Source organism: Alkaliphilus transvaalensis ATCC 700919, assembly GCF_000621485.1.
In the GTDB taxonomy this organism is placed as follows: domain Bacteria; phylum Bacillota; class Clostridia; order Peptostreptococcales; family Natronincolaceae; genus Alkaliphilus; species Alkaliphilus transvaalensis.
The window spans coordinates 43598-67824 of record NZ_JHYF01000016.1; the positions used below are offsets into that span (position 1 = coordinate 43598).

Sequence of the window (24227 nt, forward strand, 5' to 3'; positions counted from 1 at the left end):
TTTATCACCCTCCAATGCTGAAATATTGTCCACTCTTTACAACATATGCCTAATAAAATAAAAGAATACCTATTCTAACTAGTGCTTTTATCTTCCTCTTTAAAATCATCCCTAATTAAAATCATTAAGTCTTCCCTTGTGTAGTCAGTTTTGCTTTTAAGACGAACTGCATGTCTTCTTATTGCTGCTTCAATCAGATTTCTAACCAATCGTGCGTTACCTGAATGAACACCATCCCTTAGTCTTTTTTGTGATAGTAAATGACAGAGTTTTGCTTTTGCTGATATAGATAAGGTATATTCCCTTTCAGCTACCATCGATTCAGCAATTTCTAATAACTCTTCTATTGTATAGTCTTCAAAATCCATATGGATGGGAAATCTAGATTTAAGCCCTGGGTTTATTTTTAAGAAATCCTCCATTTCTTCTTTATATCCGGCAAGAATCAAAACGAGGTTATCTTTATGATCTTCCATCGATTTTACCAATGCATCAATAGCTTCTTTACCAAAATCCTTTTCTCCACCACGGGCTAAAGAGTAAGCCTCGTCAATAAATAAAATACCACCAAGGGCCTGTTTTACTTGATCCCTTACTTTATTTGCTGTATGACCAATATATTCTCCCACTAAATCGGCCCTTTCTACTTCAATCATATGGCCACTAGATAAGACCCCTTTAGCCTTAAAAATTTTTCCTATTAAACGAGCCACAGTTGTTTTTCCTGTACCAGGATTCCCCTTAAAAACCATGTGTAATACAAGGGCATCAGCATTTAATCCGATGGCCTTTCGTTTATTCTGTATTTCAGTATAGGCTAATATCTCATCTATCAGGGTTTTAATTCCTCCTAATCCAATCAATTCCCTTAGTTCTTCAAGTATACCCTCAATAGATTCTTCTTGAACTTTAGGGTCTTTACTGGAATAGTTGGCCCCTCTTGATTGTTGTATCAAATAATCAAAAAACTCATTTGTTGATAAATTGCCCCCTTCAAAATCGATGTACTTACCCTTTATGTACTCAACCTTATTTCTCTTCATTTTATCACCTCGAAATAGTTGCTACTTTAATCATATTCAATGGAAGTCAAAAAAATAATAAACCGTCTTGATTAAAGACGGTCTATAATTAAGTACAAATATACATAGATATCATTTTTTAGCCTTGCATTTGGTTTTTAACTAATTGACTTAAATTAACAGGAACTGTAGGAGAGATGGTAGATACTGCGTGTTTATAGATCATTTGTTGTTTTCCCTCTGAATCTAACACGATTGTATAATTATCAAAACCCTTAACTAAACCTTTTAACTGAAAACCATTAACTAGATACACAGTTATTGGGGTATTATCCTTCCTAACTTGATTTAAGAAAACATCCTGCAGATTGATGTTGTTTTTCATCCTCAATTGCCTCCTCTAACATTTATAATATAAACTATTCTATGTGGATTTGAAATATCCTTCAATATCCTCAACTAATTGCTGAAATAATTTGTCTTTTGATGAAATATTTGTTAAATTAAACCATTTAACCATATCATATCGTTTGAACCATGTCAATTGCCGTTTAGCATAACGGCGAGTATCTCTTTTTAAAATTTCTTTAGCTTCTTCCAAACTATACTGGCCCTTTAAATACCCAATTATTTCTTTATATCCTAAACCTTTAAAAGCTACTAAATCCTCTGGATAGCCCATGTCTAATAGTTTTTTCACCTCTTCTAAGAGACCTTGTTCAACCATAATATCTACTCTTAAGTTAACTCTTTCATAAAGTTCTTGACGATCTCTAGTGAGACCAATCATATAGGGGTTATAGGCTTCATTCATTCTTATATCAGTACTAAAATCCCCCATTTGTTCTCCACCTTCAGAATTAACTTCGATTGCCCTAATAACCCGCTTAACATTATTGGGATGAATTCTTTCGGCTGCCTTAGGGTCCATTTCCTTTAGTTTATTATGCAAGTACTCATTTCCTTGGGTTTTAGCCAGTTCTTCTAATTCTTGTCGTAGCTGCCAATTTGAAATCGTTGTGGTAAAGTCCATTTCATATAAAAGGGAGTTTACATATAAACCTGTACCACCAGCGATGATGGGGAGCTTACCTCGACTTGTAATGTCCTCAATGGCGGCATTTGCTTGAGCTTGGAATTCTGCTACTGAAAAGGTCTCATCTGGGTCTACACAGTCCATTAAATGATGGGGAATTCCTTCACGTTCTTCTACGGTAGGTTTTGCAGTACCGATATCCATATACCGATAGATTTGCATTGAATCAGCAGAGATAATTTCCCCTTCTAATTTTTTTGCTAGATGTATTGCAGTATCGGTTTTACCAACAGCCGTAGGTCCTACTATAAAAAGTAATCTCTTTTTCAAGGGTTCCTCTCCCTTCTACTGAATTCTTTTGAAGTATTTTTCAATTTCATATTTAGTTAATGAAAGGACGATTGGTCGACCATGGGGGCAAGTTAATGGAGGTTCAAGTTCTTTTAAGTCTTCTAATAACTTTTTAATTTCCATAGTACTTAGTTGATCCTTCCCTTTAATTGCTTCTTTACAAGCCCTTTGGATAAGTTTTTCTTGAAATGGGATTTTACGATCGTATCCATTTTTAAAATCATCTATCGTCTCTAGAAGAAAATTAAAATCCCTAGGTACACCTAAAAGGACAGGAACACCCCTTATAATAAGGGTATTTTGCCCAAAATCTTCAATGTCAAAACCTATTGTCTTAAAACTATTAATATGTTGAATTAACACACCATAATCTTCTGATGATAAATTAAGTACATAAGGAGACAATAATTGCTGACTAATTACTTTTTCTTCCTTAAACTCCTTCATGATTCTATTATAGACTAATCTTTCGTGGGCAGCATGCTGATCAATTAAATACAAGGAAGCATCCTTTTCTAATAATATATAAGTATTAAATAGTTGTCCAATAATTTTTTGATTCGTTAAAAGAGAATTTATAAAACTTTCTTGGATATCTTCCTCTTCCTTTACCATATTATGATGGCTTAAGTTTTCTTCATTAATCAAGAGTTGCTCTAAAACCTGATGGGAAGTTGAAGGCTTTTCAATAGACATTTCTTTGTTATTATTCGTAATGTAGGCGGTTTTATCCTTAAAAATTTCTACACTGTTCTTTTGCTTACTTTCCTTATCTGGAGGGTCTTCCTTGATCTCCTTTGATGGAATGATCTTTTGGTCTATAGAATCTTTAGGATTATTATCAGTTTTATCAACTTCTAAAGTCTTTAATCCTTCTGTTTTATTAGAGACTTGCTTCATTAACTTATGATCCTGTTGATGTTGATGATTTTCTCTAAAATTTTTCAGTTCTTTATCTAGATTTTTCTGTTCTTCATCTTTAGTTTTTGTGTTAATTTTTCCTTCATAAACCCTTTCTGTTACTTCAAGTTTCGGGATTAACATTCTTTTAGTTAGGGCTTCACTAACAACACGATACACCCCATGATAAACTTCATCCTCATGATGGAATTTTACCTCTGTTTTAGTAGGATGAACATTAACATCAATAAAGCGTGGGTCGATACTTAAACTAATCATACATACAGGATATTTGTTAATGGGTAAACGCTCTTTATAGGCGTTTTCAATGGCTTGAAATAATAACTTATTCTTAACAAATCTTCCGTTTATAAAGACAATTTCATAGCTTCTGTTTCCTCTGGCATAACTAGGTTGACTAATATAACCCTCAACTTTAAGGTTATTTAATTGGCTATTAACAGGAATTAAACTTTTGTAAGTATTTTTATCGAAAACAGATAATATAACTTGAGATAGATCTCCCTTGCCACTGGTTGTAAACATAATATTATTATTGTTAATATATTTGAAGGAAATACTAGGTTTACTTAAGGCTAATCGAGTAATTATTTCACTAATTTTAGAGGTTTCACTACTGGTACTCTTCATAAACTTCATTCTAGCGGGGGTATTAAAGAACATATTTTTTACAATAATAGTTGTTCCAGAGGGACAGCCCACTTGTTTTTTGCTAATGACTTTTCCACCCGCAATTTCCATACTAATACCATAGGGTTGATCCTTTGGTTTAGTAATAATTTCTACCTGAGCAACAGAAGCGATACTTGCTAAGGCCTCTCCCCTAAAGCCTAATGAAATCACCTCTTCAAGATCTTCTAATTTTGTTATTTTAGAAGTAGCATGTCTTAAAAAGGCTGTTTCAACCTGTTCTTCGGGAATCCCTACTCCATTATCAGTAATCCTTATATATTTTTTACCCCCTTCTTTTATTTCAAGAAGGATTGTAGTTGATTTTGCATCAATAGCATTTTCTACTAATTCTTTTACTACCGAGAAGGGACCTTCCACTACTTCACCAGCTGCAATCTTATTGATTGTTAATTCATCTAATACTTTAATCATTGACTATTTCCCCCCTTGAGGAAACTGAGAAAGTTTTTTTTGAAGCTGTGCTAATTTATTTAATGCTTCAATTGGGGTGGTTTCTAATAGATTAATCTCTTTTAAGTCATCTAATATCGATTGCTGTAGCATTGAATTAAAGTCTAACTGCTGTGGCGTAATCGAAGTAGCAATAGTATCTAAGGTAACAGAAGTATCAGTAGTAATATTAGTATCATCCGTAGCATTGCTACTTTCAGAATCGTAGGTTGCTGCCACTTCTCTAGCTTGAGCCGTTGGATCTATCTCTACTTTAGCAATATCATTCTCTTCTAGTTGTAGTAGTATATCGTTGGCACGATTAATTACTTCTTTAGGGAGACCTGCTAACCTAGCTACCTGAATACCATAGCTTTTGTCTGCACTACCCTCAATAACTTTTCTTAGGAAAATAATATCTTCTCCCTCTTCCTTTACTGAGATCCGATAATTTTTAACTCCCGTAATCTTTCCTTCCAGTTCAGTTAGTTCATGGTAATGGGTTGAGAAAAGAGTCTTTGCTTTAACATTGTTACTGATATGTTCTATAACTGACCATGCGATACTTAAACCGTCAAAGGTACTGGTTCCTCTTCCTATTTCATCTAATATTAACAAGCTATTGGCGGTAGCACAATTTAGAATATTAGCCATTTCACTCATTTCTACCATAAAGGTACTTTGACCTTGAGATAGGTCATCACTGGCACCAACCCTTGTAAAGATCCTATCTACAATACCAATAGTAGCTTCTTCTGCAGGTATAAAGGAACCTATTTGAGCCATGAGAATGATCACAGCCACCTGACGCATATAGGTGGATTTACCTGCCATATTAGGACCTGTAATGATGGAAATTTGATGGTTTTTATGATCCATTATGGAGTCATTAGTAATAAACATTTCATGATCCAGCATTTTTTCTACAACAGGATGACGGCCCTCTTTTATATTAATTTTACCTTCATTATTTACTTGTGGTTTCACATACTGATTTTCCGCTGCCACTTCTGCTAATGAGAAAAGGGCATCAAGTTCTGCAATACTAGAAGCAGTTTTTTGTATTCTTTGTACTTCCTTTGCTATCTTCTCTCTTATTTCAATGAATAATTGATATTCTAGCACCATTACCTTCTCTTCTGCCCCTAAAATTTTTGACTCCATCTCTTTAAGCTCTGGTGTAATGAATCGCTCACAGTTGGCCAACGTCTGCTTTCTTTGATAACTATCGGGTACTAGCTTAAGATAAGACTTAGTTACCTCTAGGTAATATCCAAAAACTTTGTTAAAACCAACCTTTAAGTTTTTAATCCCCGTCTTTTCTTTTTCTTCACCTTCTAGGGTAGCAATCCATTCTTTTCCTTCAGTAGTTGCCCTTTGCAGCATGTCCACCTCTTGGTTGTATCCTTTTTGAATAATTCCTCCGTCCTTCAAGGTTAGGGGAGGATCTTCTACAATTGCTCGTTTAATTAAACTGCCAATGTCTTCAAGGCAATCTAAATGATGATAGAGGTTCTCTATCAGTCCCTTTTGGCTTGTTAAAAGCTGTTTAATGCTAGGCAATTGTTGAATCGAGTTTTCTAGAGCTACTAAATCTCTGGGGTTAGCAGAACCGAAGGAAATTCTTGCAGCTAATCGTTCTAAATCATAGACATTCTTTAGGTATTCTTTTAGTTCTTGCCTTAAGAGGAGATCATCCTTTAAGGCTTCAACAGCATCTAAACGTTGATTAATTTTAATTGGATTTAAAAGGGGTTCTTCAATCCATTTTCGAATCATTCTTCCCCCCATTGCTGTTTGGGTTTTATCTAGCACCCAAAGTAAAGACCCTTTCTTACTTCTACTTCTAATGGTTTCTGTAAGTTCTAGGTTTGTTCTAGTGGTTAAATCTAATACCATTGTTTCGCTAATGTGGTAAACATTAATTTTGTTGATATGGCTAAGGAATCTTTTTTGTGTTGTACTTAAATAGTCGATTAGTCCGCCAGTAGCATGTATACCTAAATGACTAGTATGGAAGCCTAATCCGTCGAGGGCCATAACATTAAATTGTCCCTTTAATTGTCCGATAGCATATTCTTCCTCATAACACCATTGGGGCTGAGGATGGACTACTAGACTAAACTTCTTTTCTAGAGAAAAGTCTTTTAAGTCTTTAACTTTTTCTAAATCAGTATAATAAATGATCTCTTTTGGTTGAACTTTTCCTATTTCATCTAAAAGCTTACTTTCTAGATTTTCACCTGTTATTTCTGTCGAGAAGGTTTCACCAGTAGAGATGTCGACATAAGCGATTCCCCAACCCCTCTCGTCACCAAAAATAGACATTAAGTAATTATTCTTTTTTTCTTCCAAGAGTTTAGTGTCAATGATGGTACCAGGAGTAATAATCCTTACTACATCACGTTTAACAATTCCTACTGCTTGGGAAGCATCTTCTACCTGATCGCAAATGGCAACTTTATAGCCCTTAGTAATTAAACGATCTATATAGCTATCTACTGAATGATGAGGAACGCCACACATTGGTGCCCGTTCTTCCATACCACAATCTCTACCTGTTAAGGTGATCTCTAATTCACGGGCAGCTGTTAGGGCATCTTCGAAAAATAGTTCGTAAAAGTCCCCTAAACGAAATAACAATAGGGTATCTTGATATTTATTTTTGATGTCCATATATTGCTGCATCATGGGAGTTAATTTTTTCAAACGCCCACCTCCTTCTACTATTACTACATATAAAACTATTATAACAAAATTATTCTTCATTAACTACTTTCATCGATAGAATAATGATATTAAATCTCATTTTAACGAAGATAATCACCCTATGACCATGACTGATCATTAAAGGGTGATTATCTTATTTACCTTCCCATTCTTGATAGAATTGCTTTAAATAACATTCCATAAAACTATGACGTTCTTCTGCCATTAGTTTACCTGTTTTTGTATTCATTAAATCCTTCAGTTTTAACAATTTTTCATAAAAATGATTGATGGTTGTAGACTTACTTTTATCTCTGTACTCTTTTTTTGTCATACTCTTCCGTGGGGAAATGCTTGGATCATGAAGGACACTTCCAATATACCCACCATAGGTAAAACACCTTGCTATACCGATGGCACCAATGGCATCCAGTCGGTCTGCATCCTGTACTATTTTAGCTTCTAATCTACTAAGGCTGGGTCCATTTCCTCCCTTAAAGGAGATGGTAGAAATAATTTCGATGATAATATCAATGTCTTCTTCTTGGACAGATTGACTTATTAGCCAATTTTTTACCTTTTCTATACCTAAAGCTTCACTTTCATTTAATTTTTCATCAGCCAAATCGTGGAGAAGGGCAGCCATTGAGGAAATATATAAATCGGCCTTTTCTTCTTCCGCTATGGTCTTGGTTAATTGATATACTCGATGTATATGCCACCAATCATGACCACTACCCTCTCCTGCCAGTTGGGACTGTACGTATTCTATTGTATTTTCAATGATGATATCTTTAGTCATAAAATACTCCTTTATTTTTTTATAATATAGTTAAATGAGTATGGTGCAATAATCTAGGTATTATTTCAGGATAGGTTAGTTCCTTTGGAACCTCAGTAAATAGTTTTACTTCGGCAATTTCAAGATGGGGAAGCTCATCAAAACTTGAAATTTCGCTATAAAAAAGTCTACCATAGGAAGAAACACCATCTCTAGTGACGGAATACTCACAATTAGGCTTGATAGAAAAATCTTTAGCTCCTGTCTCTTCTACTAATTCACGTCTACCTGCATCGTTAATATCCTCTCCATCTTCCCTATGACCACCTGGCATTTCCCAAGTATTTCGATCTTTATGTCTAACTAAAACAAGCTTTCCTTTAGAATATGCTGCAACTACGCCAAATTTTAGTTTTTGATTATCTACTGTACCAAGTTCGTAAAAATCTACCTTCATTCTATTTCCTCCTGATTCTTTATCATTATGTATTCTTCTATAATCGCCAATCTGGTCCCATTAAGCCCCCAAATCTTACCCAACCTTCTTTTTGTCTATCTCCTTTAATATATAGGATTCTGTAAATTGTTCTATTTTTACCTACGATACTAAAAGGTCCAATACCTGAAAACATACCCCTTTTTTCGATACTTACAACTTTTCCTCCTATAGATTCAATATGATTATGGATTTTCTTTTGGTAACCTTCTAATTGCATTATTGTGTAGATGAAAACTCCAATGATAATAAAAAATAATATAGCTAACCCTTCCATTAAGAACTCTCTCCTTTATGGGATTATGAATGCCTTACTTTTGTCCATATTCGGTAGGCAACGATATAATATTAAAAATGATTGAAACAATAAGAATGCTAATTAAACTACTACTAATTAATGTAACGATTATAATACCGAAATATCTAAAGTAAATACCACCGAAGCCTAATATCATTCTAGTATATGTAATTGCAAAGACTAAAGTTAAGTTTAAAAACCAATAAATTACCTTAGTCTTACTGTTTTCTCTTTTCATTTTGCTGTTTTCTCGATCTCTAATTAAATATAGATAAAATATGATGATTACAAAGCCTACTAAAGTGCTGCCATGTTGTAAAATTTTATATAGGGGGATAGAAAATGCATTAATGGTCATCTTTCTTTGAAGAATTGGCAAAAGTCTAACAAAATAGCCGCCTTGATGAGTAAATGCATCCCAAAAAACATGACTGATGGCACCAATCAGTAAAGATACAATCACAATAAAAAAGTCCTTATTTAAAGATAAATCTAGTTTGTGATTAGCATGGGATTTATACCATCCATCAAAGGGTTTAGGAAAGTGTTGAATTAACTGCTTTTTAATTACAGTATGATATAAAATAAAGACGAATAATCCAACAGGAATATTAAAGAGAAAATGCCCCATAATAGAATGACTATAATAAGCTATTGGTCTGAATCTTACAAAATATTCAAAGTCAGGTATCATACTGCCAATCACCAAGGCTGAGAAATTAAAGTGTCTTTCTAGCTTTTTACGAATAGGGATTAAAATTGCTGGGTGAGCAAAAGTAAATGGCATGGTAACCTCCTAAAAGTTACATTATATTTATTATAATTAATACTTCTATACAAAATTAAATTTTCCTTTAATAAATGAGGAAATTGCATAATACCATAAATCTGAATCTATATTCGTTTTATGAAAAGGTGAAAGCTGAGTCGTGCATTGTGAGATGAGTAATTTCCTTGATAAAATAATCTATTACTCATTGAACACTAAACAGCGAAGTTTTCATTTTGCATTAATATAAATTTAATATTAATTATGCAATTTCCTCAAATAAAAAACAGTATAGAGAACCTCTTAAAAAAGTAAAGAGGATAGAATCTATTTGAAAGTATTCTATCCTCAAAGTGTTATTAGGTTGTTGATCTTCTTTCTATCGAGCATGATGTGGTAATAATTCATTTTTTTAGCTCCTTATTAAAATAATTGAATCATTTATGAAACAATTACTTAGATTTTGTAGTTCATGTAAAATACCCACAATACTGATATAGCAGAAGAAACAATAGCAAGTCTAATAAGGTCTTTCTTTTTCATGGAACCACCTCCTATAAGAATCTTATTATTATTAAGAAATCATTAAACTATTAGTCAAAGCTTTTGTAAAAAATAAAAGAATTAAATATATTATAAAGGGTTAGTGTGAAATTTTCAAACATTTTCTTTCTTTTATCATAAAATTAAATAAATTAACATTATAAAACTCTACATAAAAAAAGAATACATATTAGAAGAATGTATTCTTTATACTTACCCATGTGGGGAGAGTTTAATCAAAAGATTATTAATGAAAGGATATATAAATTATCAAACCAAAACTAACTAAAAAAAGATTATTATTACTTTCTCGCTGTCAAAGTGAAGGATTTTGGAATCCCTTTATCAAATACTTCGCAGGATAGATTCGGTTCTTCGGTTAGTGACTTAATTATAAGACCAGAATCTGCAACTGCTGTTACAATTTCTCCGATATTCCATTTTCGAAGAAGTACCTTAATTGGTTCTGCTTCTGTTAGATGTTTAGAATAAGCAATGTCACTTTCTTCTAAGGTTGTGCTAAAATAGTCTCCAGTAACCTTATGTTTTCTTATTTTGGCAGTTGTTCCCCTTGATGAAATGAGTTTTGTAGTAACTGGATGGAAGTCTCTAACTACAAAAAGTCCATCACTTTTTAAAGCTCTAAAAACAATATTCATAAAGGGACTTAAATCTAAGAAATAATGTAGAATTCCCATTTCTGCAAAAACGATGTCATAGTCGCTATTAAGGACATCATCAGTAAGCTTAAGTACATCTGAGAGAAGATATTCTATCTTTATTCCTGCTGCATCTGCCATTTCCATAGCGTATCTTCTATTCCCTTCGGAAAAATCGACTACAGTTACTTCAGCTCCCATAAGGGCTAATGCTACTGCTTTACTTCCGTTGGATCCCATTAAGTTAAGAATACGTTTATTAGATACATCCCCAAATTTTTCACCGAGTACCGAAAGACTTTTTAAGGGATTTTTTTGTATTTTTTTTGCTGCTTCTGTTGGTTCTCCATATTTTTGAATCCAAGCTTCATAAGCTACTTTATTCCAAGCTTCTTTGTTTTCATTTATAGATATTTTGTCTTGATTATTGTCTTCAGTAAGTTCCATATTGGTGGAAGACCTCCTTTAAAATGCTATATAGATTTTTAATAAACCCATATAATATCATGTTCTCTCTTGTGCTAAAGCTTTTCCTGTATTGGTATGCATTATGTCTTTCATCTTAAACAATCTTGTATAAAATATATCTAAAGCAATAGCAATAGTTATAAACATAGTGGTAAGCCCAGAAGGGTGATGGAGTCAACTTACCTACTGGGCTTTTCATATTATATAGAATATATTGTGTTAGAAGATAGTACTGTAATCCTAGAACCTATAGATGAATCTCTCCGTTTAAAGAGAAAGTCTTAGGGTCTATAATTTTAACATTAACAATTTCACCTATTAATGATTCATCTCCTACGAAATTCACTAGCTTGTTTTGTCTCGTTCTACCCATTAGTTTCTTAGGGTCTGTTTTACTTGGCCCTTCTACTAGAACTTCAACTACTTTATCTTGGTAAGATTGATTTATCTCTCCACAGATTTCATTAACCTGATCTACTAAACGATTGAATCTTTCATGCTTGGTTTCTTCATCTATTTGCTCTATTATGTTTGCAGCAGGAGTTCCCTGTCTAATTGAATAAAGGAAAGTAAAAGCAGAATCGAACCTAACTTCTTTAACAACATCAAGTGTATGTTGAAAGTCTTCTTCTGTTTCACCAGGGAAACCTACTATAATATCAGTAGTAAGTGAAATGTCTGGAACTTTAGCTTTTAGTTTTTCAACCTTCTCTAAATACTGTTCTTTTGTATATACTCTATTCATTTCCTTTAGAATCTTATTACTTCCAGCCTGAAAGGGGAAGTGGGCATGCTCGCAAACTTTTTCGCAATCTGCAATTGCATTAATTAAGTCATCGGATAGATCTTTAGGGTGAGATGTCATAAACCTAATACGTTTTAACCCCTCTACTTTATTCAATTCTCTTAGTAAATCTGCAAAGGTGACTTTTTCAGTTAATGTCTTTCCATAGGAATTTACATTTTGACCTAATAAAGTAACTTCTTTAGTACCGTTAGCTACTAAGTCAGTAACCTCAGAAACGATATCATTAACTTCTCTACTTCTTTCACGTCCTCTTGTATAAGGGACAATACAATAGGTACAGAAATTATTACAACCGAACATAATGTTTACAAAGCTTTTAAGGCCATACTTGCGGATAGAAGGAATTCCTTCTATAATTTCTCCTTCTTGCTCCCATACATCTACTAGCATGTTTTCTGTATGTCTTGCATTTACTAATAGCTCTGGAAACTTATGTAGGTTATGGGTTCCAAATACTAAATCTACATGCCTATATTTTCTTTTAATCTCTTCAACTACTTGAGGTTGTTGCATCATACAACCACAAACAGCGATAACCATATCTGGGTTATTCTTTTTAAGATTCTTTAAAGCGCCGATATTACCGTATACCTTAAGTTCTGCATTTTCACGAACACAACAGGTGTTAAAGATAATAATGTCAGCTACTTTTTTATCATTTGTTTCTTCATAACCCATATTTTGAAGCATCCCTGCTAACTTTTCAGAGTCATGCTCATTCATTTGACAACCATAGGTAATGACTATGTATTTTTTCTTTCTTTGATCTTTAGCATATTCTTGAAGATTAAAGTTCTTCATTGCGTCAATAAATTCCTGTTGATTTTGTATGTCTAATGAAGTAACTTCATATTTTGTCTCTCGTTTCAAATAAGTTTCCTCCCTAATTACGATAATCTATGTTTATTATTAGCTTATTTATATCTATCTATTATAACTTAAATTTTTTCATAAAAAAAGACAGGATTTATCCTGCCTTTTAATAATTAGTTTGTTTTTCTTCTTTGCTCCATTCCTTTAAGTAATTTCTGAGATCTTTTACCTTACCTGAAAAAATAAAATATTTCATATATACACCTCCGTGGTATCATCCCTTAACTTGATAATATCATTATAACCGAACATTAGTTCGATGTAAAGAGGTAAATAAAAAATTGTTCAGAAATTTCTTGTAGACATTAATTAATGCTAAGAAAAACAACCTTATAAAATAAAAGGCTGTTTCATGATCTATCAAAAACATTTTTCTGCTAAGGCAATTAATCCTGCTCTTCTAAAGGACCCAGGCCCATTAGGCATAACTTCCTTATCAAATTTTTCGCACAAATCAATAAATCCATCTACCCTACAGATTTTATTCATTGCCTCCTTTACCTCTTCTGATGGCATTTGTCTGTATAAATGTAGGAGATAGAGATGGCTTAAGCTACCTATACTTCGAGCATGTTTGACTTTAACTTGATTTTTTTCTAGTTCATCTTTAATTTCTGTTGCTGTAAAGGCTCTAAGTTTTGATATAGTAGTAAAATGATCATCTAGGTTATACTTACTGCGATCCCAAACGCCAGATAGAGCCATTTCTTCTACTGCTCTACTAATATCCCCTAATGATTGCATGCTGTAGTTTAACCATGTTGCTACCATACATGCCTTGTTTGATACAGAAATTAAAAGCTTTTTCTTAGTTACTCTACAGCTTTCAGCAATTACATTACTAGCTTCGTCACCAGAAAAAGAGATTGGGCCATCAAAGTTTAATACTAAATCAAATTCATTATCCTTGAACATATGAAGATTTCTTGCATCGGCTTTAACAAAATGGATATTATCTTTTGAAACTTCTTTTTTCGTTGCATTAGATCGTGCAACCTCTAACATACTATCTGAAATGTCAACATGGGTTACCTTAAACCCCATTTTAGCCAAGGGGATAGAAAAAGCCCCTGTAGCTCCCCCTATATCTAATATAGTTTTAACATCTACAAGAAGGGGTTCTATTTCTCTCCACCTGAGCTGCCTATTGATATATTCATCATCATAATCTAATTCCTCCACTAGAGAAATCTTATCCCACCAATTTTCTACTAATTTGATAACCTCATCCATCAAATTATCTCCTTTTTTATTAAAATGTTTCAATTCTCATAAAGTGTTAATCAATAGACTTTTTTGCCATAATTACATACCATTCCATGTTGTTAAAGTCTTTGATATGGTCATGAATAAAATTCATAATACAAATGTCCTTGAAACCTAAGTTCTTAAGTTCTTGAATAAGAAAATCCTTCTTTAAAGGATAATAAACTACTTTAAATTCTTCTCGGTGATAAATTTGATGGTCTTTTTCAAATGTATATAATAGATTAAAGGTCATTGTACCGTCAAGATTGTAATCCCATACCTGAATTGTATTAATTCTTTCATTATCCTTAATGATTGGTGGGTAATAAAAGAAACGCTGATTGGTTTCTAAAATTCTATCCCAATTACGAAGGTCTATATAGATATAGCCTCCATCTTTAATTAAAGAAGTCATTTCCTTCAAGGCTATTTTAACATCATCGTTAGAAACATGGGCCAGGGAGTTACCTGTACTCATGACGCAATCAAATTGATTATGGATGTGATTAGTCAAGTTTCTGAAGTCACATTGTGTCAAATCAATAGCTAAGCCTTCTTGACGATTTTTCTCTACCCCTTGCTGAATCATAGAAGAACTTAGATCGGAACCTGAAACTTTATAACCCATTCTTGCTAATTCATCTGTTAAGTTGCCCGTGCCATAACTACAATCATGTATCGTATAAATTTCCTTTCCTTCTAAGATTCTTTTATAATATTCGTGAAGCATCTCTCTTTTCCTATCATTAAAGTGAAGGTCATACACTTCTGGTTTATTATAAATACTATTTTCTTGATACAAGGTTATCCCTCTTTTCTTTTAGTTAAGGAATTATATTATAACTGAAGTACATAAGTAATTAACTTTTCTATATTTTTTCTTCGAGTAAAATTGACTGGATGATCGTAGACTGCCAGTAACCCTTTTTCATCGGGTGTTAAAGTTTTTTTGCTTTTTATTTTCCACTTAAGTAGTGTCATCAAAAACTTATCCATTGGATTTACTAATGAATGATTATAGCCACCCCGTAGGTAGAAGAACTTGATCTTCTGCTGTTGTTCTAGGGTAAAGTTTTTATTGAGTATCCCGGCTATTTCATTTTCTCTACCAACGCATGCACCTGTGGCAAATACAATTAATTGCTTTTCTTTAAGGGTCTGAAAGTTCTTTGTTATTAGCTTAAGACCATTAATGCCAGAGCCATATAGACCCCCACCTAAAATTACTACATCATATGTTAACAATTTCTCTAAGCTTGTATTATTTCCTTCGAGAAGGTCGGCTGAGAGTTCCTGTGCAATCCATTCGGCGTATTGTTTAGTAAAACCTGTCTTCGATCTGTAAACTACAACTGTTTTCATAGATTTACCTCCAATTCTTAACGATGATTTATTAGATAGAATAGATTAAATTAAATTAGACAATTCGCTATTGGAATTCTCTAATTTTAATTTCGCAAGTTAAAAGTAGCTCAATGGGGCTATTGATTAATAGTCATTTCATTTAATCTTATCTCATCTAGAAAATATCCTTCGAAATTTTTCCAAAGTCCATGGGCACTAGATATTCGAATATTATTTTTGTTTAGTAGATATTGACTATTATCCTTAATGCCTAATAAATGATCGGTTTGCTTTGCCAAGTAAAGTTCAACAGGAGACTTAAGTTTTTTTAGTTCTTTAATCCTACTATATAAAGCGTTAGCTTTATCTTGAGTGGATTCATTTAAATGATTGAATCTAATAATATGAAACCATAGTATTAAAGCATTCTCCGAGGTTAGTATCTTGTTTATGGCTTCAGGTGACTCCTGCAAAAACTCAATGTAGTCTATCACTATACAGGGGAGTTCATTAACTAAATCGCTTAAATACTCTACTAAAAATGCGTCTATAATGCTAAGAGTAAACACATGAGTATCTAGATCAGCTAATTTCTTTTCTAATTCTCTTAAAAGGACATTTCTTAAATATGTATTCTCTTTTCTGACCTCGTCTGGATAAGAGGAAAACAATGCATATTGATAAAGTTGAATTGCAATAAAGTAAGTGTCTTTTTTTGCCAGTTTGTAGGCTGGAAAGTCACCAATAGCTATTTCATTATTTATAAAAGATGACGCTAATAAGACAAAAGTTATTATAATTAAAGAGATAACAAACGTTAATAGGAATGACTTAAGATAGACATTTGTGGTAAGAAGCATAATCGGGATACTGATCAGTATGCCTGCAAACAAAAAAATTATTGAAGCAATTGGACCTGCAATAATTGCTTTAGCATATGCCTTTTGTAGTCTACTAAAGTCATCTTCACCTTTTACAACCTCAAGGTCTGGAACAGCAATGCCTCCCGTTCCTGTAACATTATTGGGTCTAATTTTTAACTTCCAACTACCTTGTTCCGTTATAAATACGAATATTGTTATTATTAAAGCCCTCATTTTAATTCCATTTCTTAAAAAACTAAGAAAATGCCCCATCTCATGAAAAGCCACAGTTACAATGTAGGTGCCTATAAAAATTAATATGTTAAGCCATGTTGATAATGCACGGTATTCTTTTGGTAATTCCAATCCTGAAGACCTAGCTTTACCAATCAAGAATCCCATTATACCGCCAATAGACATGTAGATGATTAACCATAGCAATTTGCTAGCATTACTTTTATTACTTTTTTTCATAAAACCACATCCTTATACTTTTGTCGTTGAAATGTCTTAGTTAATTTAATAGTTTTTAGGGGGATGCTTATGAAGGCACTTAGCTTTCATCATCAATGAGGGTAAGTCCACAGGAATAACAAACCCTAGCATTTGCAGATACATTTGTACTACAAGCAGGGCAAGTTTCATTCATTTCTTCGGATTGACTATGGCTATCTTGCCCGTCAGTATGGATCCCTACAAAGGATTCAATCTTAATACCATCTATTTCTAAAACCCTTACTGAGTCACTACTTAACCATTTAATCATTCCATTTCCATCACTTACTGCTACTACTGGTATATCACCTTTATCTATGTGGGGAAATAAATTACCACCAAAAAAGCTTTCTCTTGTGTCTTTGTAGACCCCATAGCCAGTACCTAATAAGATATATTTATTACAAGTATCCATATGTTCAACAATAATAGCCATAATAAAACCTCCTATATGATATGAATTAAAATATTTTATGTTAAAACTCTTTGCATTGAATTTAATTAACTTTGAATATCTAATTTTAAGGGAGCAAATAGCAACGTACTTCATATTATGGAGCAGGATACAACACCCACAACTTAACTTGTTACAATTTTTGCTAGTAATGTATATAATACTTCTTATTATTTAAGGAGGAGATTTAGATGGATCATTATGCTAATTACTCTCAACAACCCCCCTTTGGTAGACCCCCTTTTGGTAGACCTCCTTTTGGTCCACCTCCCTTTGATAGACCACCGGGTATCCCCCAACCTCCAATCGGACTACCACCGGTTGGACCGCCACCACCTATAGACGATTTCTTTGGCCCCTTCGCGGTTGATCCAGGAGCTATTCGATTTTGTCTATACCGTTTTACAAGAATTGAATTAATCGATCGGAGACGATTTATTCTGTTTCCTGTCTTTGTAGGACCTAGATCAGTTGCTGGGTGGCAGTTTTGGGGACAGAGATGGCGGTTTATTGGTATCGATTTAAATGAGATCATATTTTTTAGTTGTTTTTAGCTACACTACCTTTCTAATATATTACTAAGGGCTAGTTTTTTCTACTAGCCCTATTATTTGTCTTGAAATCTACATCAAACTTGTATAACAAATAGGAAAATTCTTTATTAATGATATAAATATAAAAGAACGTTACCTAATGGGTTTCAAGATAATCAGATAAACAATCTAATTGGATTAAATTGTTCGACTGAAATTATATTTAAGGCTTTAATTTCAAAGTTTTTCCGTTGATAAAATCTAAATGAATCTTGAAGATTATCCTCTAAAAAAATCATCTACTTAATGAATAAGTTAATAATGATAATGATTATTCCTATAAAAATCATACAGCCTGCTATAATTTTTCTTATATCAACTAGAATTTCTTCTCTTTCTTCGAAATTATGGTTATAGATGTATTCCTTATGCCAATCAGTTTCTTGAATATAAAGAATTAATAAAGCCATTAAAATTAGTAAGAATCCCCCAAACATCAAAGACCTCCTCTAGAATAAAATCGAAAAAATTAACATTCTATATCCAAAATTTAATCTTGATTAAATCTGCCCTTGTAAAAAAGTATATAACATTAGCTAGAAAAATTAACTAGGATAAGTCGCTTTATAATTTATATTCCACAAAATAGGTAAATTTCCTTCTCTTACAAGTAATTTGAGTATAGATTGATTAGTTTAGATAATTGATAGATTAGAATATATACATTTAATAGAAATTAATGATATAATTACCATAAGAATTACAGTTTTGTGTAATTGTTTACATCGAAAAACATAGTCTATTTTTAAATTATTTTATCAAAGAGTATCTAAGGATTACTAGAATGCCTTTAGCTAAAGGATAACAGAAAATAGCAAGTATCTAATTACGCCGATACTTTAACGTTGGGGGGATTATTGTGGAAGAATTACTTAAAGAAATATTATCAAAACTTGAGATATTAGACGAAAAAGTTATTAAATTGGATTGTAAAGTAGAAAGTTTTGATGGACAGATTCAGAATTTGACGAATAAGATTATTAAGGTAGATGAGAAGATTTTAAAACTTGATGCTAGAGTTTCTAATTTGGAAACAAAAGTAGCTAGCCTTGATGATCGAGAGCTTAATATTGAGTTTGGACAAAAACGTATTGAAAAAAAGTTTGACAGTTTATCAGGTCAATTACCAGATTTAAGGGAATTTAAAAGGTCTACATACGATAGTCTGACGATAATTAAAAAAGAGGTTACCTTTATTAAACATAAGCTTCATCAGAATGAAGAAGATATATTTGACATTAAAAATTCACTAAAAAGTAAATAATGCCATCATGTGTTAATTTATAAGAAAAAACTATGCCTTTATGGGAGGCATAGTTTTTAAATTCTACAAAAATAATATTTGAGGGTAGCTTAAATATCAAGGGATTTCCAAAAACTACCGTCTGTATTTAGGAGATCCATTACTTCTTCATAGGGGATAAAGAAAGATGGCATTCCTACTGCATAGCTGGCTATCTCATAAACTTGATAATAAATTTCTAATCCTTCATCAGTTAATAAAAAGAATTGTTGGTCGGTAACTGTTGGTGAGGCCCATTCAAAATAGATGGGATCTTCTTTTTGTTGTTCTTCTATTTGCTCTAATACAATTGCCTCTAACTTACTAAGATAATTACTATCTGGCAAGAATAGATCATTCAATGTAAAATACTCTCCTGTGTTAATATTTATATGGTGGCTTTTGATCCAAGGGGTACCATGGGCACCACCTAGAAAATAGAGGTATCCCTTTTCAACTATAGTAAGAAGTTCTCCTATTTCATTAACTTCGAAGTCTTTATCAATCGTTTGATAGTAATCTTCAAAATCTTCATCTGTAGCTTTTTCATCATCAGGAAGGAAAATACTTTCTATTAAGATATTTAAATCCCTTTCAATTGAAGCATTAGGATGATTAATCAGTTGGGGATAATATACCAAGTTAAATCGATCACTTCTAAGTTTCTTTTTGATAATACTTGGGCCATTGGCTAGGGGGTAGGTATATTCATCCTGCCATATGGTCTTACCCTCCTCTGAAAGATAAAGTAATTCATGATCTAGTTGAATCTTAAAGATGCCATTAATAAAGGTTATTTCTACTGCCCCATTTAATTCAGGAAAATTAGGTAAAGGAGCAAAGTGCTGATCCGTTATATAGCTGTTGATTCCATCAAAAACATAATAGATGTCTTGTGTCACCTTTCCAATTTGATAATAGATATAATCACTTATCAATTCACCATTTTGGTCTAAGATTGCCTTTGGAACATAATCGTCCCAGACACGACCTATTAGATCGGAAGAATTATTAATTGCATACAATTCTTCATTAATCACTTGTATTCCATTGTAGTCTACCTCTAAAACATAGTCACCATCTTTGTTAATTAGGCCGTAAGAATTATTACCAATAGGATCTGTAATCATTACTTCAGCTAATCCATCTTTAAAGGGATTCCCGTCATCAAAAATTGCTTCGGTGATTTTCTCACCATTTATTGAGATGTAGCCAACTTTTGATGTAACTTCATCCCTATAGATTAAGACGCCCTCGCTAATTTCTCCTATAATACTTTCTTGAAAAATATTTAAAACTGTTCCTTTTTTATCGATAACGCTAAAAGTCATATCTTCAGTTTGAACAACTGCTACACCATCTTGAAAGGCCGTACCCTTTAGTAAGTTTTCTTCTATTAGAATATTACCCTTAGTATCTAGATACCCATATCTATCATTTGGCCAATCATTGGAAGTGGTAAAAAGAGCTATACCTTCACTAAATTCACTAATATTTCCATTGACTTCTTTGATTAAATTTCCATTATGGTTATACAACCTATAATGATTGTAATCATTCTTAATTCCAACAATAACATCATCATGGATGTCTTGTATATAAAGAAATTCTGGTTCTAAAACGTACTCTCCCTTTTTATTAACAACACCATAGAACCCCTTTTCCCTTACGATAGCCAAATTGTGGGTAAAGTCATAGGTTTCGTCATACTGAGGTTGAATAATAAACTCACCAGTAACATCGATAAAACCCCATTTTTTATCATTTCCTTGATAAACATAGGCTGGTAGTAATTGGCTTTCTGTTTCTTCTCCGAAATTTCTCGAATTTGAGGTATTAGTAGTGCTAACACACCCTACTAAAGAAAGTACTGTAAAATAAAGCACAAAGCATAAAATAAAACCTTTAGTATATTTTTTCATATGAGCCCTTCTTTTCTTTAAATTTATGTCATTAATTTTGTAACGAAATAATAGGATTATTAAGGATGTTATCCCTTATATTAATTTTAGCACTAATGTTGATTTAGTTCAATTTATTGTCACCTCCCCTCCACATGAACAGGTCGGTAGGACCTTTTTTACTTTATGTGTAGGAGTTTAATAGGTTATTTAAATAATATTCTAATTTTATCACTATAACATATGACGTATTTAAATAAAAAAAGTTCCAAGTTAATATATAATTTACTGGAGCAGAAGAATAAAAGATAGTAACAAAATAAAAAACCCTCACCCCCAAGACTATTAATCTTGAGGACGAGAGTTATTATCCTTCGTGGTACCACCTCAGTTTGTCAATATGTCACCATATTAACCTCTTCAGGTACGGCCAAAATGTTTATACCCTATTTCTATAACGGGAAAGACCGTCGTATCATCCCTATTAAATAGTTCAATACGAAGCTCCGAGGCTTTATTCATTAAGAAACCTAATACTCCCTCTCACCTGTGGGAGTTCTCTGTAAAAAAGCACTTCTTAACTACTCTTCTCTTCATTGCCTTTTTTGTTTGAATTTTACAAATTATATCACAAATATTCTATATTGTAAACATTTAATGTTTTCTTTCAGGTAATGGCTGAATTACAATATTTATTGGTAAATTACTTCCCGATGCAGGTATAAAAGCAATGTCTACTGCCTCTTCTCGGTTTCCAGTTTTATATAGTACACCTACTTCATTAGAGTTTAATAAGTGACTTCCATCTGTAACCAGAACAACTTCACCATTTACTAGAAAAGCACCGCTATAATAACCTCCCCTAGCATTTAAAAGAATGATACTGTTTGGGGCAACTTTCTCAAGTTTTAGGTTGTATAAGACACCAAAGTTTCCTAAATTCAAGGTTTCTTCACCAGACATTTGGTCTACACCAGGAATTCTTACGTCTTCAACACTATCACCAAAGACAATTCGTTTGGTTTCACTACCTACTAGTTCAGAAACTCTGATTGTACGATTACCTTGGTAGAAGGTTCCTCTAGTGTGGATCCCATCCTTTGGCATATCTGGTAAGAAAGGTAGTTCTTCAAATAAATCTTTTTCAGTATCTAGAATAACCGTTTGAATTTCCACTGGTAAGGAAGTATGAAGTTCTGCATAAACTGATAATGTCTCATTGTTTCGAACTCTACCTCTGTTAATTTCAGGGAAAATGATTTTAGTTTCACCTGGTTCAAGTACAACACTTGTTTGACTTGGTGATTTTAAACTGTTGAAATAACGTGCTAAGCCGAGTTTTCCTGTAGTTGTTACTAGTTCGTGAGGTCCACCAATACCAATACTTGGCGTTTTAATTTCCACTGGTTCTTCATTAATGTTGGTGGCTACAACATAAATATGCACTGGCTTTTCTAGATGATTCTGTTTATGAATCATTACACGAACATTGTCTTGTACAATATCACGGTAGTAGATTCCTTCTTCCTTAATGGTTTCTGGGCTATTGCTTCGGTATAATGTATGGGTTTCGTGTTCTATATCATATTTAATCGATGGAAATGAAATGATATTTTGTCTATTAAATATATACTTTTGACCTACAGGTGTAAACCAAGGATTAAAGTCATCACGTGTATACATGACATCATCAGTAATGGTAATTGTTTTTGTAAGGGTATTACTTAATCCATGTTGATCTACAACCTCTAAAGTAATTTCCTGTTCCCCAGCTTCAAAAAATGCTGGCTCATTATTCGTCCATTTTCTAGTCGTAATTGCATTCTCATCATCATAACTCTGGTCGAAGTAAGTGATCGGTTCTCCTATTTTATATTTACTCTTGTTAGTATTAAATTTTGCAACTGGTGGTTGATTTGCAGGAACAACAGTTATTTGCAATTCGTAGGGCTCACTCCATACACCGTTTAGGTCTTGAACCTTTCTTGTAACTGTATAAATACCAGGAGCTGAGAATATATCAACTCTACCTTCCCAAACCTCCTCGGCAATTCCAATATTTTGTGGATGTTCATACTCATCAGTATAATTAACAACAGTTTGAGTAGCATAAATTTTGTCTGGCTTAACTGAAAACTTAGCAACTGGTCTAGTACTCCAATATAAGTGAACAAAGTTGTTTCCTAACTCTGGTTCTACGTTAATATTAAAGTGATTAACAAATGTACGGATCGGTACCATAAGGGTATCATTTTCAATAAATGGTACTCCATGGGTAGAGTTTAACCGTTGTCCATTAACTCTATACTGGGACTGGTTAACTTGAAATTGAAGTTCCATTGCATTGTTTTTAATTTTTGTTTGCTTAGTTGAGTTATCAAATTCAACAGTTAGGCCTAATCTTTCTGATAAAACTCTTAAAGGTATGTAGGTTACTCCATTGCGGATCGTATTGGGGAAATTAGAATAATAGAGATCACCATTGTGATAGACCTCTGTACTGTCAATAACCAGGGTTACATGATCTGTATAGTTTTTATTTTGTAAAACCTGCGTACTTTCTATTTGCTGTATTGTACTATTAACTTCACCCTCATTAATATTTTGAGAGTTATCTACTGTATCTGCGAATATGATACTATTATTTAAAGAAAATACTACAATTAAAGCTGCGATGAAAATTCTTTTATTTCCTTTTAGTCTTTTCAAATTTGTTCCTCCACTCTAGGTCCTGTTATATTATTTATTGATATTGTTTGTATTCAATAGCTTCACCCACTACTATACAACTATCATATGAATAAAAGTCTATAAAGTCAATTTCTATTGTATTACAAATATATTTCTTTTATTTTACATATTAAATTATCTACATGTTGATGTAGAGATAACTATAATTTATTGATGTGCATAATAGCTTTAGATATTCATGTTAAATCTTTCAAGAGGAAAGCGCTTATATAGGACTAACAAAGGATTAACAAAGGATTATATAAAAAAACCTCCAAAGTAGTTTAGTAATTAAATTACAGTGACTACTTAGAGGCATCCTATCAAAGTTAAGTTATTTTTAATTTTTTTAACAATCATAGATCATTGAGGAAGTTGCAAAAAAATTTGAACACTAAACAGCAAAGTTTTCACTTTCTGTTAAATCTCATATTAATAATGCAATTTCCAATATAATTCAG

General features: G+C 32.7%; 21 protein-coding genes and 1 other annotated feature. Of the genes, 2 read left to right on the forward strand and 19 right to left on the reverse strand.

Annotation, left to right across the window (positions count from 1 at the left end):
- Positions 1 to 74 precede the first annotated feature (74 nt).
- From T335_RS20625 to T335_RS21695, 16 genes are all read right to left on the reverse strand, one after another.
- Positions 75 to 1043: an AAA family ATPase gene (locus T335_RS20625; protein ID WP_051569296.1), complete on the reverse strand. Its 969-nt coding sequence runs from the start codon at positions 1041 to 1043 to the stop codon at positions 75 to 77.
- Between the two features lie 118 nt (positions 1044 to 1161).
- Positions 1162 to 1407: an RNA chaperone Hfq gene (gene hfq / locus T335_RS0112435; RefSeq protein WP_026477848.1), complete on the reverse strand. Its 246-nt coding sequence runs from the start codon at positions 1405 to 1407 to the stop codon at positions 1162 to 1164.
- Between the two features lie 39 nt (positions 1408 to 1446).
- On the reverse strand, positions 1447 to 2388 hold the full coding sequence (gene miaA, locus T335_RS0112440) for a tRNA (adenosine(37)-N6)-dimethylallyltransferase MiaA (RefSeq protein WP_026477849.1): 942 nt from the start codon (positions 2386 to 2388) through the stop codon (positions 1447 to 1449).
- A 15-nt stretch (positions 2389 to 2403) separates the two neighbouring features.
- Complete coding sequence (gene mutL / locus T335_RS0112445; RefSeq protein WP_026477850.1) at positions 2404 to 4434, reverse strand: DNA mismatch repair endonuclease MutL; 2031 nt, start codon at positions 4432 to 4434, stop codon at positions 2404 to 2406.
- 3 nt (positions 4435 to 4437) lie between these two features.
- Positions 4438 to 7161 (reverse strand): DNA mismatch repair protein MutS, encoded by a 2724-nt coding sequence (gene mutS / locus T335_RS0112450; RefSeq protein ID WP_026477851.1) that lies wholly within the window; start codon positions 7159 to 7161, stop codon positions 4438 to 4440.
- A gap of 154 nt (positions 7162 to 7315) precedes the next feature.
- Positions 7316 to 7963, reverse strand: coding sequence for an HD domain-containing protein (locus T335_RS0112455; protein WP_026477852.1), 648 nt, complete (start codon positions 7961 to 7963; stop codon positions 7316 to 7318).
- A gap of 19 nt (positions 7964 to 7982) precedes the next feature.
- On the reverse strand, positions 7983 to 8399 hold the full coding sequence (locus T335_RS0112460) for an NUDIX hydrolase (RefSeq protein WP_026477853.1): 417 nt from the start codon (positions 8397 to 8399) through the stop codon (positions 7983 to 7985).
- Between the two features lie 37 nt (positions 8400 to 8436).
- Positions 8437 to 8715, reverse strand: coding sequence for a hypothetical protein (locus T335_RS0112465; protein ID WP_026477854.1), 279 nt, complete (start codon positions 8713 to 8715; stop codon positions 8437 to 8439).
- Positions 8716 to 8749: 34 nt separating this feature from the next.
- Positions 8750 to 9523 (reverse strand): DUF4184 family protein, encoded by a 774-nt coding sequence (locus T335_RS0112470; protein WP_026477855.1) that lies wholly within the window; start codon positions 9521 to 9523, stop codon positions 8750 to 8752.
- 827 nt (positions 9524 to 10350) lie between these two features.
- On the reverse strand, positions 10351 to 11154 hold the full coding sequence (locus T335_RS0112480; RefSeq protein ID WP_026477856.1) for a class I SAM-dependent methyltransferase: 804 nt from the start codon (positions 11152 to 11154) through the stop codon (positions 10351 to 10353).
- 268 nt (positions 11155 to 11422) lie between these two features.
- Positions 11423 to 12853 carry a tRNA (N6-isopentenyl adenosine(37)-C2)-methylthiotransferase MiaB gene (miaB, locus tag T335_RS0112485; protein ID WP_026477857.1) on the reverse strand — a complete coding sequence of 477 codons (1431 nt, stop codon included), beginning with the start codon at positions 12851 to 12853 and terminating at the stop codon, positions 11423 to 11425.
- 363 nt (positions 12854 to 13216) lie between these two features.
- On the reverse strand, positions 13217 to 14089 hold the full coding sequence (locus T335_RS21690; protein WP_051569297.1) for a class I SAM-dependent methyltransferase: 873 nt from the start codon (positions 14087 to 14089) through the stop codon (positions 13217 to 13219).
- Positions 14090 to 14135: 46 nt separating this feature from the next.
- Positions 14136 to 14906 carry a class I SAM-dependent methyltransferase gene (locus T335_RS0112500; protein ID WP_034328432.1) on the reverse strand — a complete coding sequence of 257 codons (771 nt, stop codon included), beginning with the start codon at positions 14904 to 14906 and terminating at the stop codon, positions 14136 to 14138.
- A gap of 35 nt (positions 14907 to 14941) precedes the next feature.
- Positions 14942 to 15466, reverse strand: coding sequence for a flavodoxin domain-containing protein (locus tag T335_RS0112505; protein WP_026477859.1), 525 nt, complete (start codon positions 15464 to 15466; stop codon positions 14942 to 14944).
- A gap of 119 nt (positions 15467 to 15585) precedes the next feature.
- Entirely contained in the window at positions 15586 to 16785 is a 1200-nt protein-coding gene (locus T335_RS0112510; protein ID WP_026477860.1) for a M50 family metallopeptidase, read from the reverse strand.
- A 79-nt stretch (positions 16786 to 16864) separates the two neighbouring features.
- Positions 16865 to 17242, reverse strand: coding sequence for a zinc ribbon domain-containing protein (locus tag T335_RS21695; RefSeq protein ID WP_051569298.1), 378 nt, complete (start codon positions 17240 to 17242; stop codon positions 16865 to 16867).
- Positions 17243 to 17451: 209 nt separating this feature from the next.
- Between T335_RS21695 and T335_RS0112520 the strand changes: the two genes are divergently transcribed.
- Positions 17452 to 17814, forward strand: a complete 363-nt coding sequence (locus T335_RS0112520) for a hypothetical protein (RefSeq protein WP_026477861.1) — start codon at positions 17452 to 17454, stop codon at positions 17812 to 17814.
- A 278-nt stretch (positions 17815 to 18092) separates the two neighbouring features.
- Here T335_RS0112520 and T335_RS0112525 read toward each other — a convergent pair whose 3' ends face one another.
- On the reverse strand, positions 18093 to 18290 hold the full coding sequence (locus T335_RS0112525) for a hypothetical protein (protein WP_026477862.1): 198 nt from the start codon (positions 18288 to 18290) through the stop codon (positions 18093 to 18095).
- Positions 18291 to 18712: 422 nt separating this feature from the next.
- On the opposite strand from T335_RS0112525, the gene T335_RS0112530 reads away from it, so the two are divergent.
- Complete coding sequence (locus T335_RS0112530) at positions 18713 to 19117, forward strand: coiled-coil domain-containing protein (RefSeq protein ID WP_026477863.1); 405 nt, start codon at positions 18713 to 18715, stop codon at positions 19115 to 19117.
- Between the two features lie 89 nt (positions 19118 to 19206).
- Here T335_RS0112530 and T335_RS0112535 read toward each other — a convergent pair whose 3' ends face one another.
- Both T335_RS0112535 and T335_RS20640 read right to left on the reverse strand, forming a co-directional pair.
- Entirely contained in the window at positions 19207 to 21057 is a 1851-nt protein-coding gene (locus tag T335_RS0112535) for a WG repeat-containing protein (protein ID WP_026477864.1), read from the reverse strand.
- Between the two features lie 329 nt (positions 21058 to 21386).
- Positions 21387 to 21642 (reverse strand) — a binding site (T-box leader).
- A 48-nt stretch (positions 21643 to 21690) separates the two neighbouring features.
- Positions 21691 to 23745, reverse strand: a complete 2055-nt coding sequence (locus tag T335_RS20640; RefSeq protein ID WP_051569299.1) for a stalk domain-containing protein — start codon at positions 23743 to 23745, stop codon at positions 21691 to 21693.
- Positions 23746 to 24227: the final 482 nt, after the last annotated feature.

Coding starts and splice junctions, on each gene's coding strand:
- T335_RS20625 (WP_051569296.1), bottom strand. CDS start 1,043: ATGAAGAGAAATAAGGTTGAGTACATAAAGGGTAAGTACATCGATTTT.
- hfq (WP_026477848.1), bottom strand. CDS start 1,407: ATGAAAAACAACATCAATCTGCAGGATGTTTTCTTAAATCAAGTTAGG.
- mutL (WP_026477850.1), bottom strand. CDS start 4,434: ATGATTAAAGTATTAGATGAATTAACAATCAATAAGATTGCAGCTGGT.
- T335_RS0112455 (WP_026477852.1), bottom strand. CDS start 7,963: ATGACTAAAGATATCATCATTGAAAATACAATAGAATACGTACAGTCC.
- T335_RS0112460 (WP_026477853.1), bottom strand. CDS start 8,399: ATGAAGGTAGATTTTTACGAACTTGGTACAGTAGATAATCAAAAACTA.
- T335_RS0112465 (WP_026477854.1), bottom strand. CDS start 8,715: ATGGAAGGGTTAGCTATATTATTTTTTATTATCATTGGAGTTTTCATC.
- T335_RS0112470 (WP_026477855.1), bottom strand. CDS start 9,523: ATGCCATTTACTTTTGCTCACCCAGCAATTTTAATCCCTATTCGTAAA.
- T335_RS0112480 (WP_026477856.1), bottom strand. CDS start 11,154: ATGGAACTTACTGAAGACAATAATCAAGACAAAATATCTATAAATGAA.
- T335_RS21690 (WP_051569297.1), bottom strand. CDS start 14,089: ATGGATGAGGTTATCAAATTAGTAGAAAATTGGTGGGATAAGATTTCT.
- T335_RS0112505 (WP_026477859.1), bottom strand. CDS start 15,466: ATGAAAACAGTTGTAGTTTACAGATCGAAGACAGGTTTTACTAAACAA.
- T335_RS0112510 (WP_026477860.1), bottom strand. CDS start 16,785: ATGAAAAAAAGTAATAAAAGTAATGCTAGCAAATTGCTATGGTTAATC.
- T335_RS21695 (WP_051569298.1), bottom strand. CDS start 17,242: ATGGCTATTATTGTTGAACATATGGATACTTGTAATAAATATATCTTA.
- T335_RS0112520 (WP_026477861.1), top strand. CDS start 17,452: ATGGATCATTATGCTAATTACTCTCAACAACCCCCCTTTGGTAGACCC.
- T335_RS0112525 (WP_026477862.1), bottom strand. CDS start 18,290: ATGTTTGGGGGATTCTTACTAATTTTAATGGCTTTATTAATTCTTTAT.
- T335_RS0112535 (WP_026477864.1), bottom strand. CDS start 21,057: ATGAAAAAATATACTAAAGGTTTTATTTTATGCTTTGTGCTTTATTTT.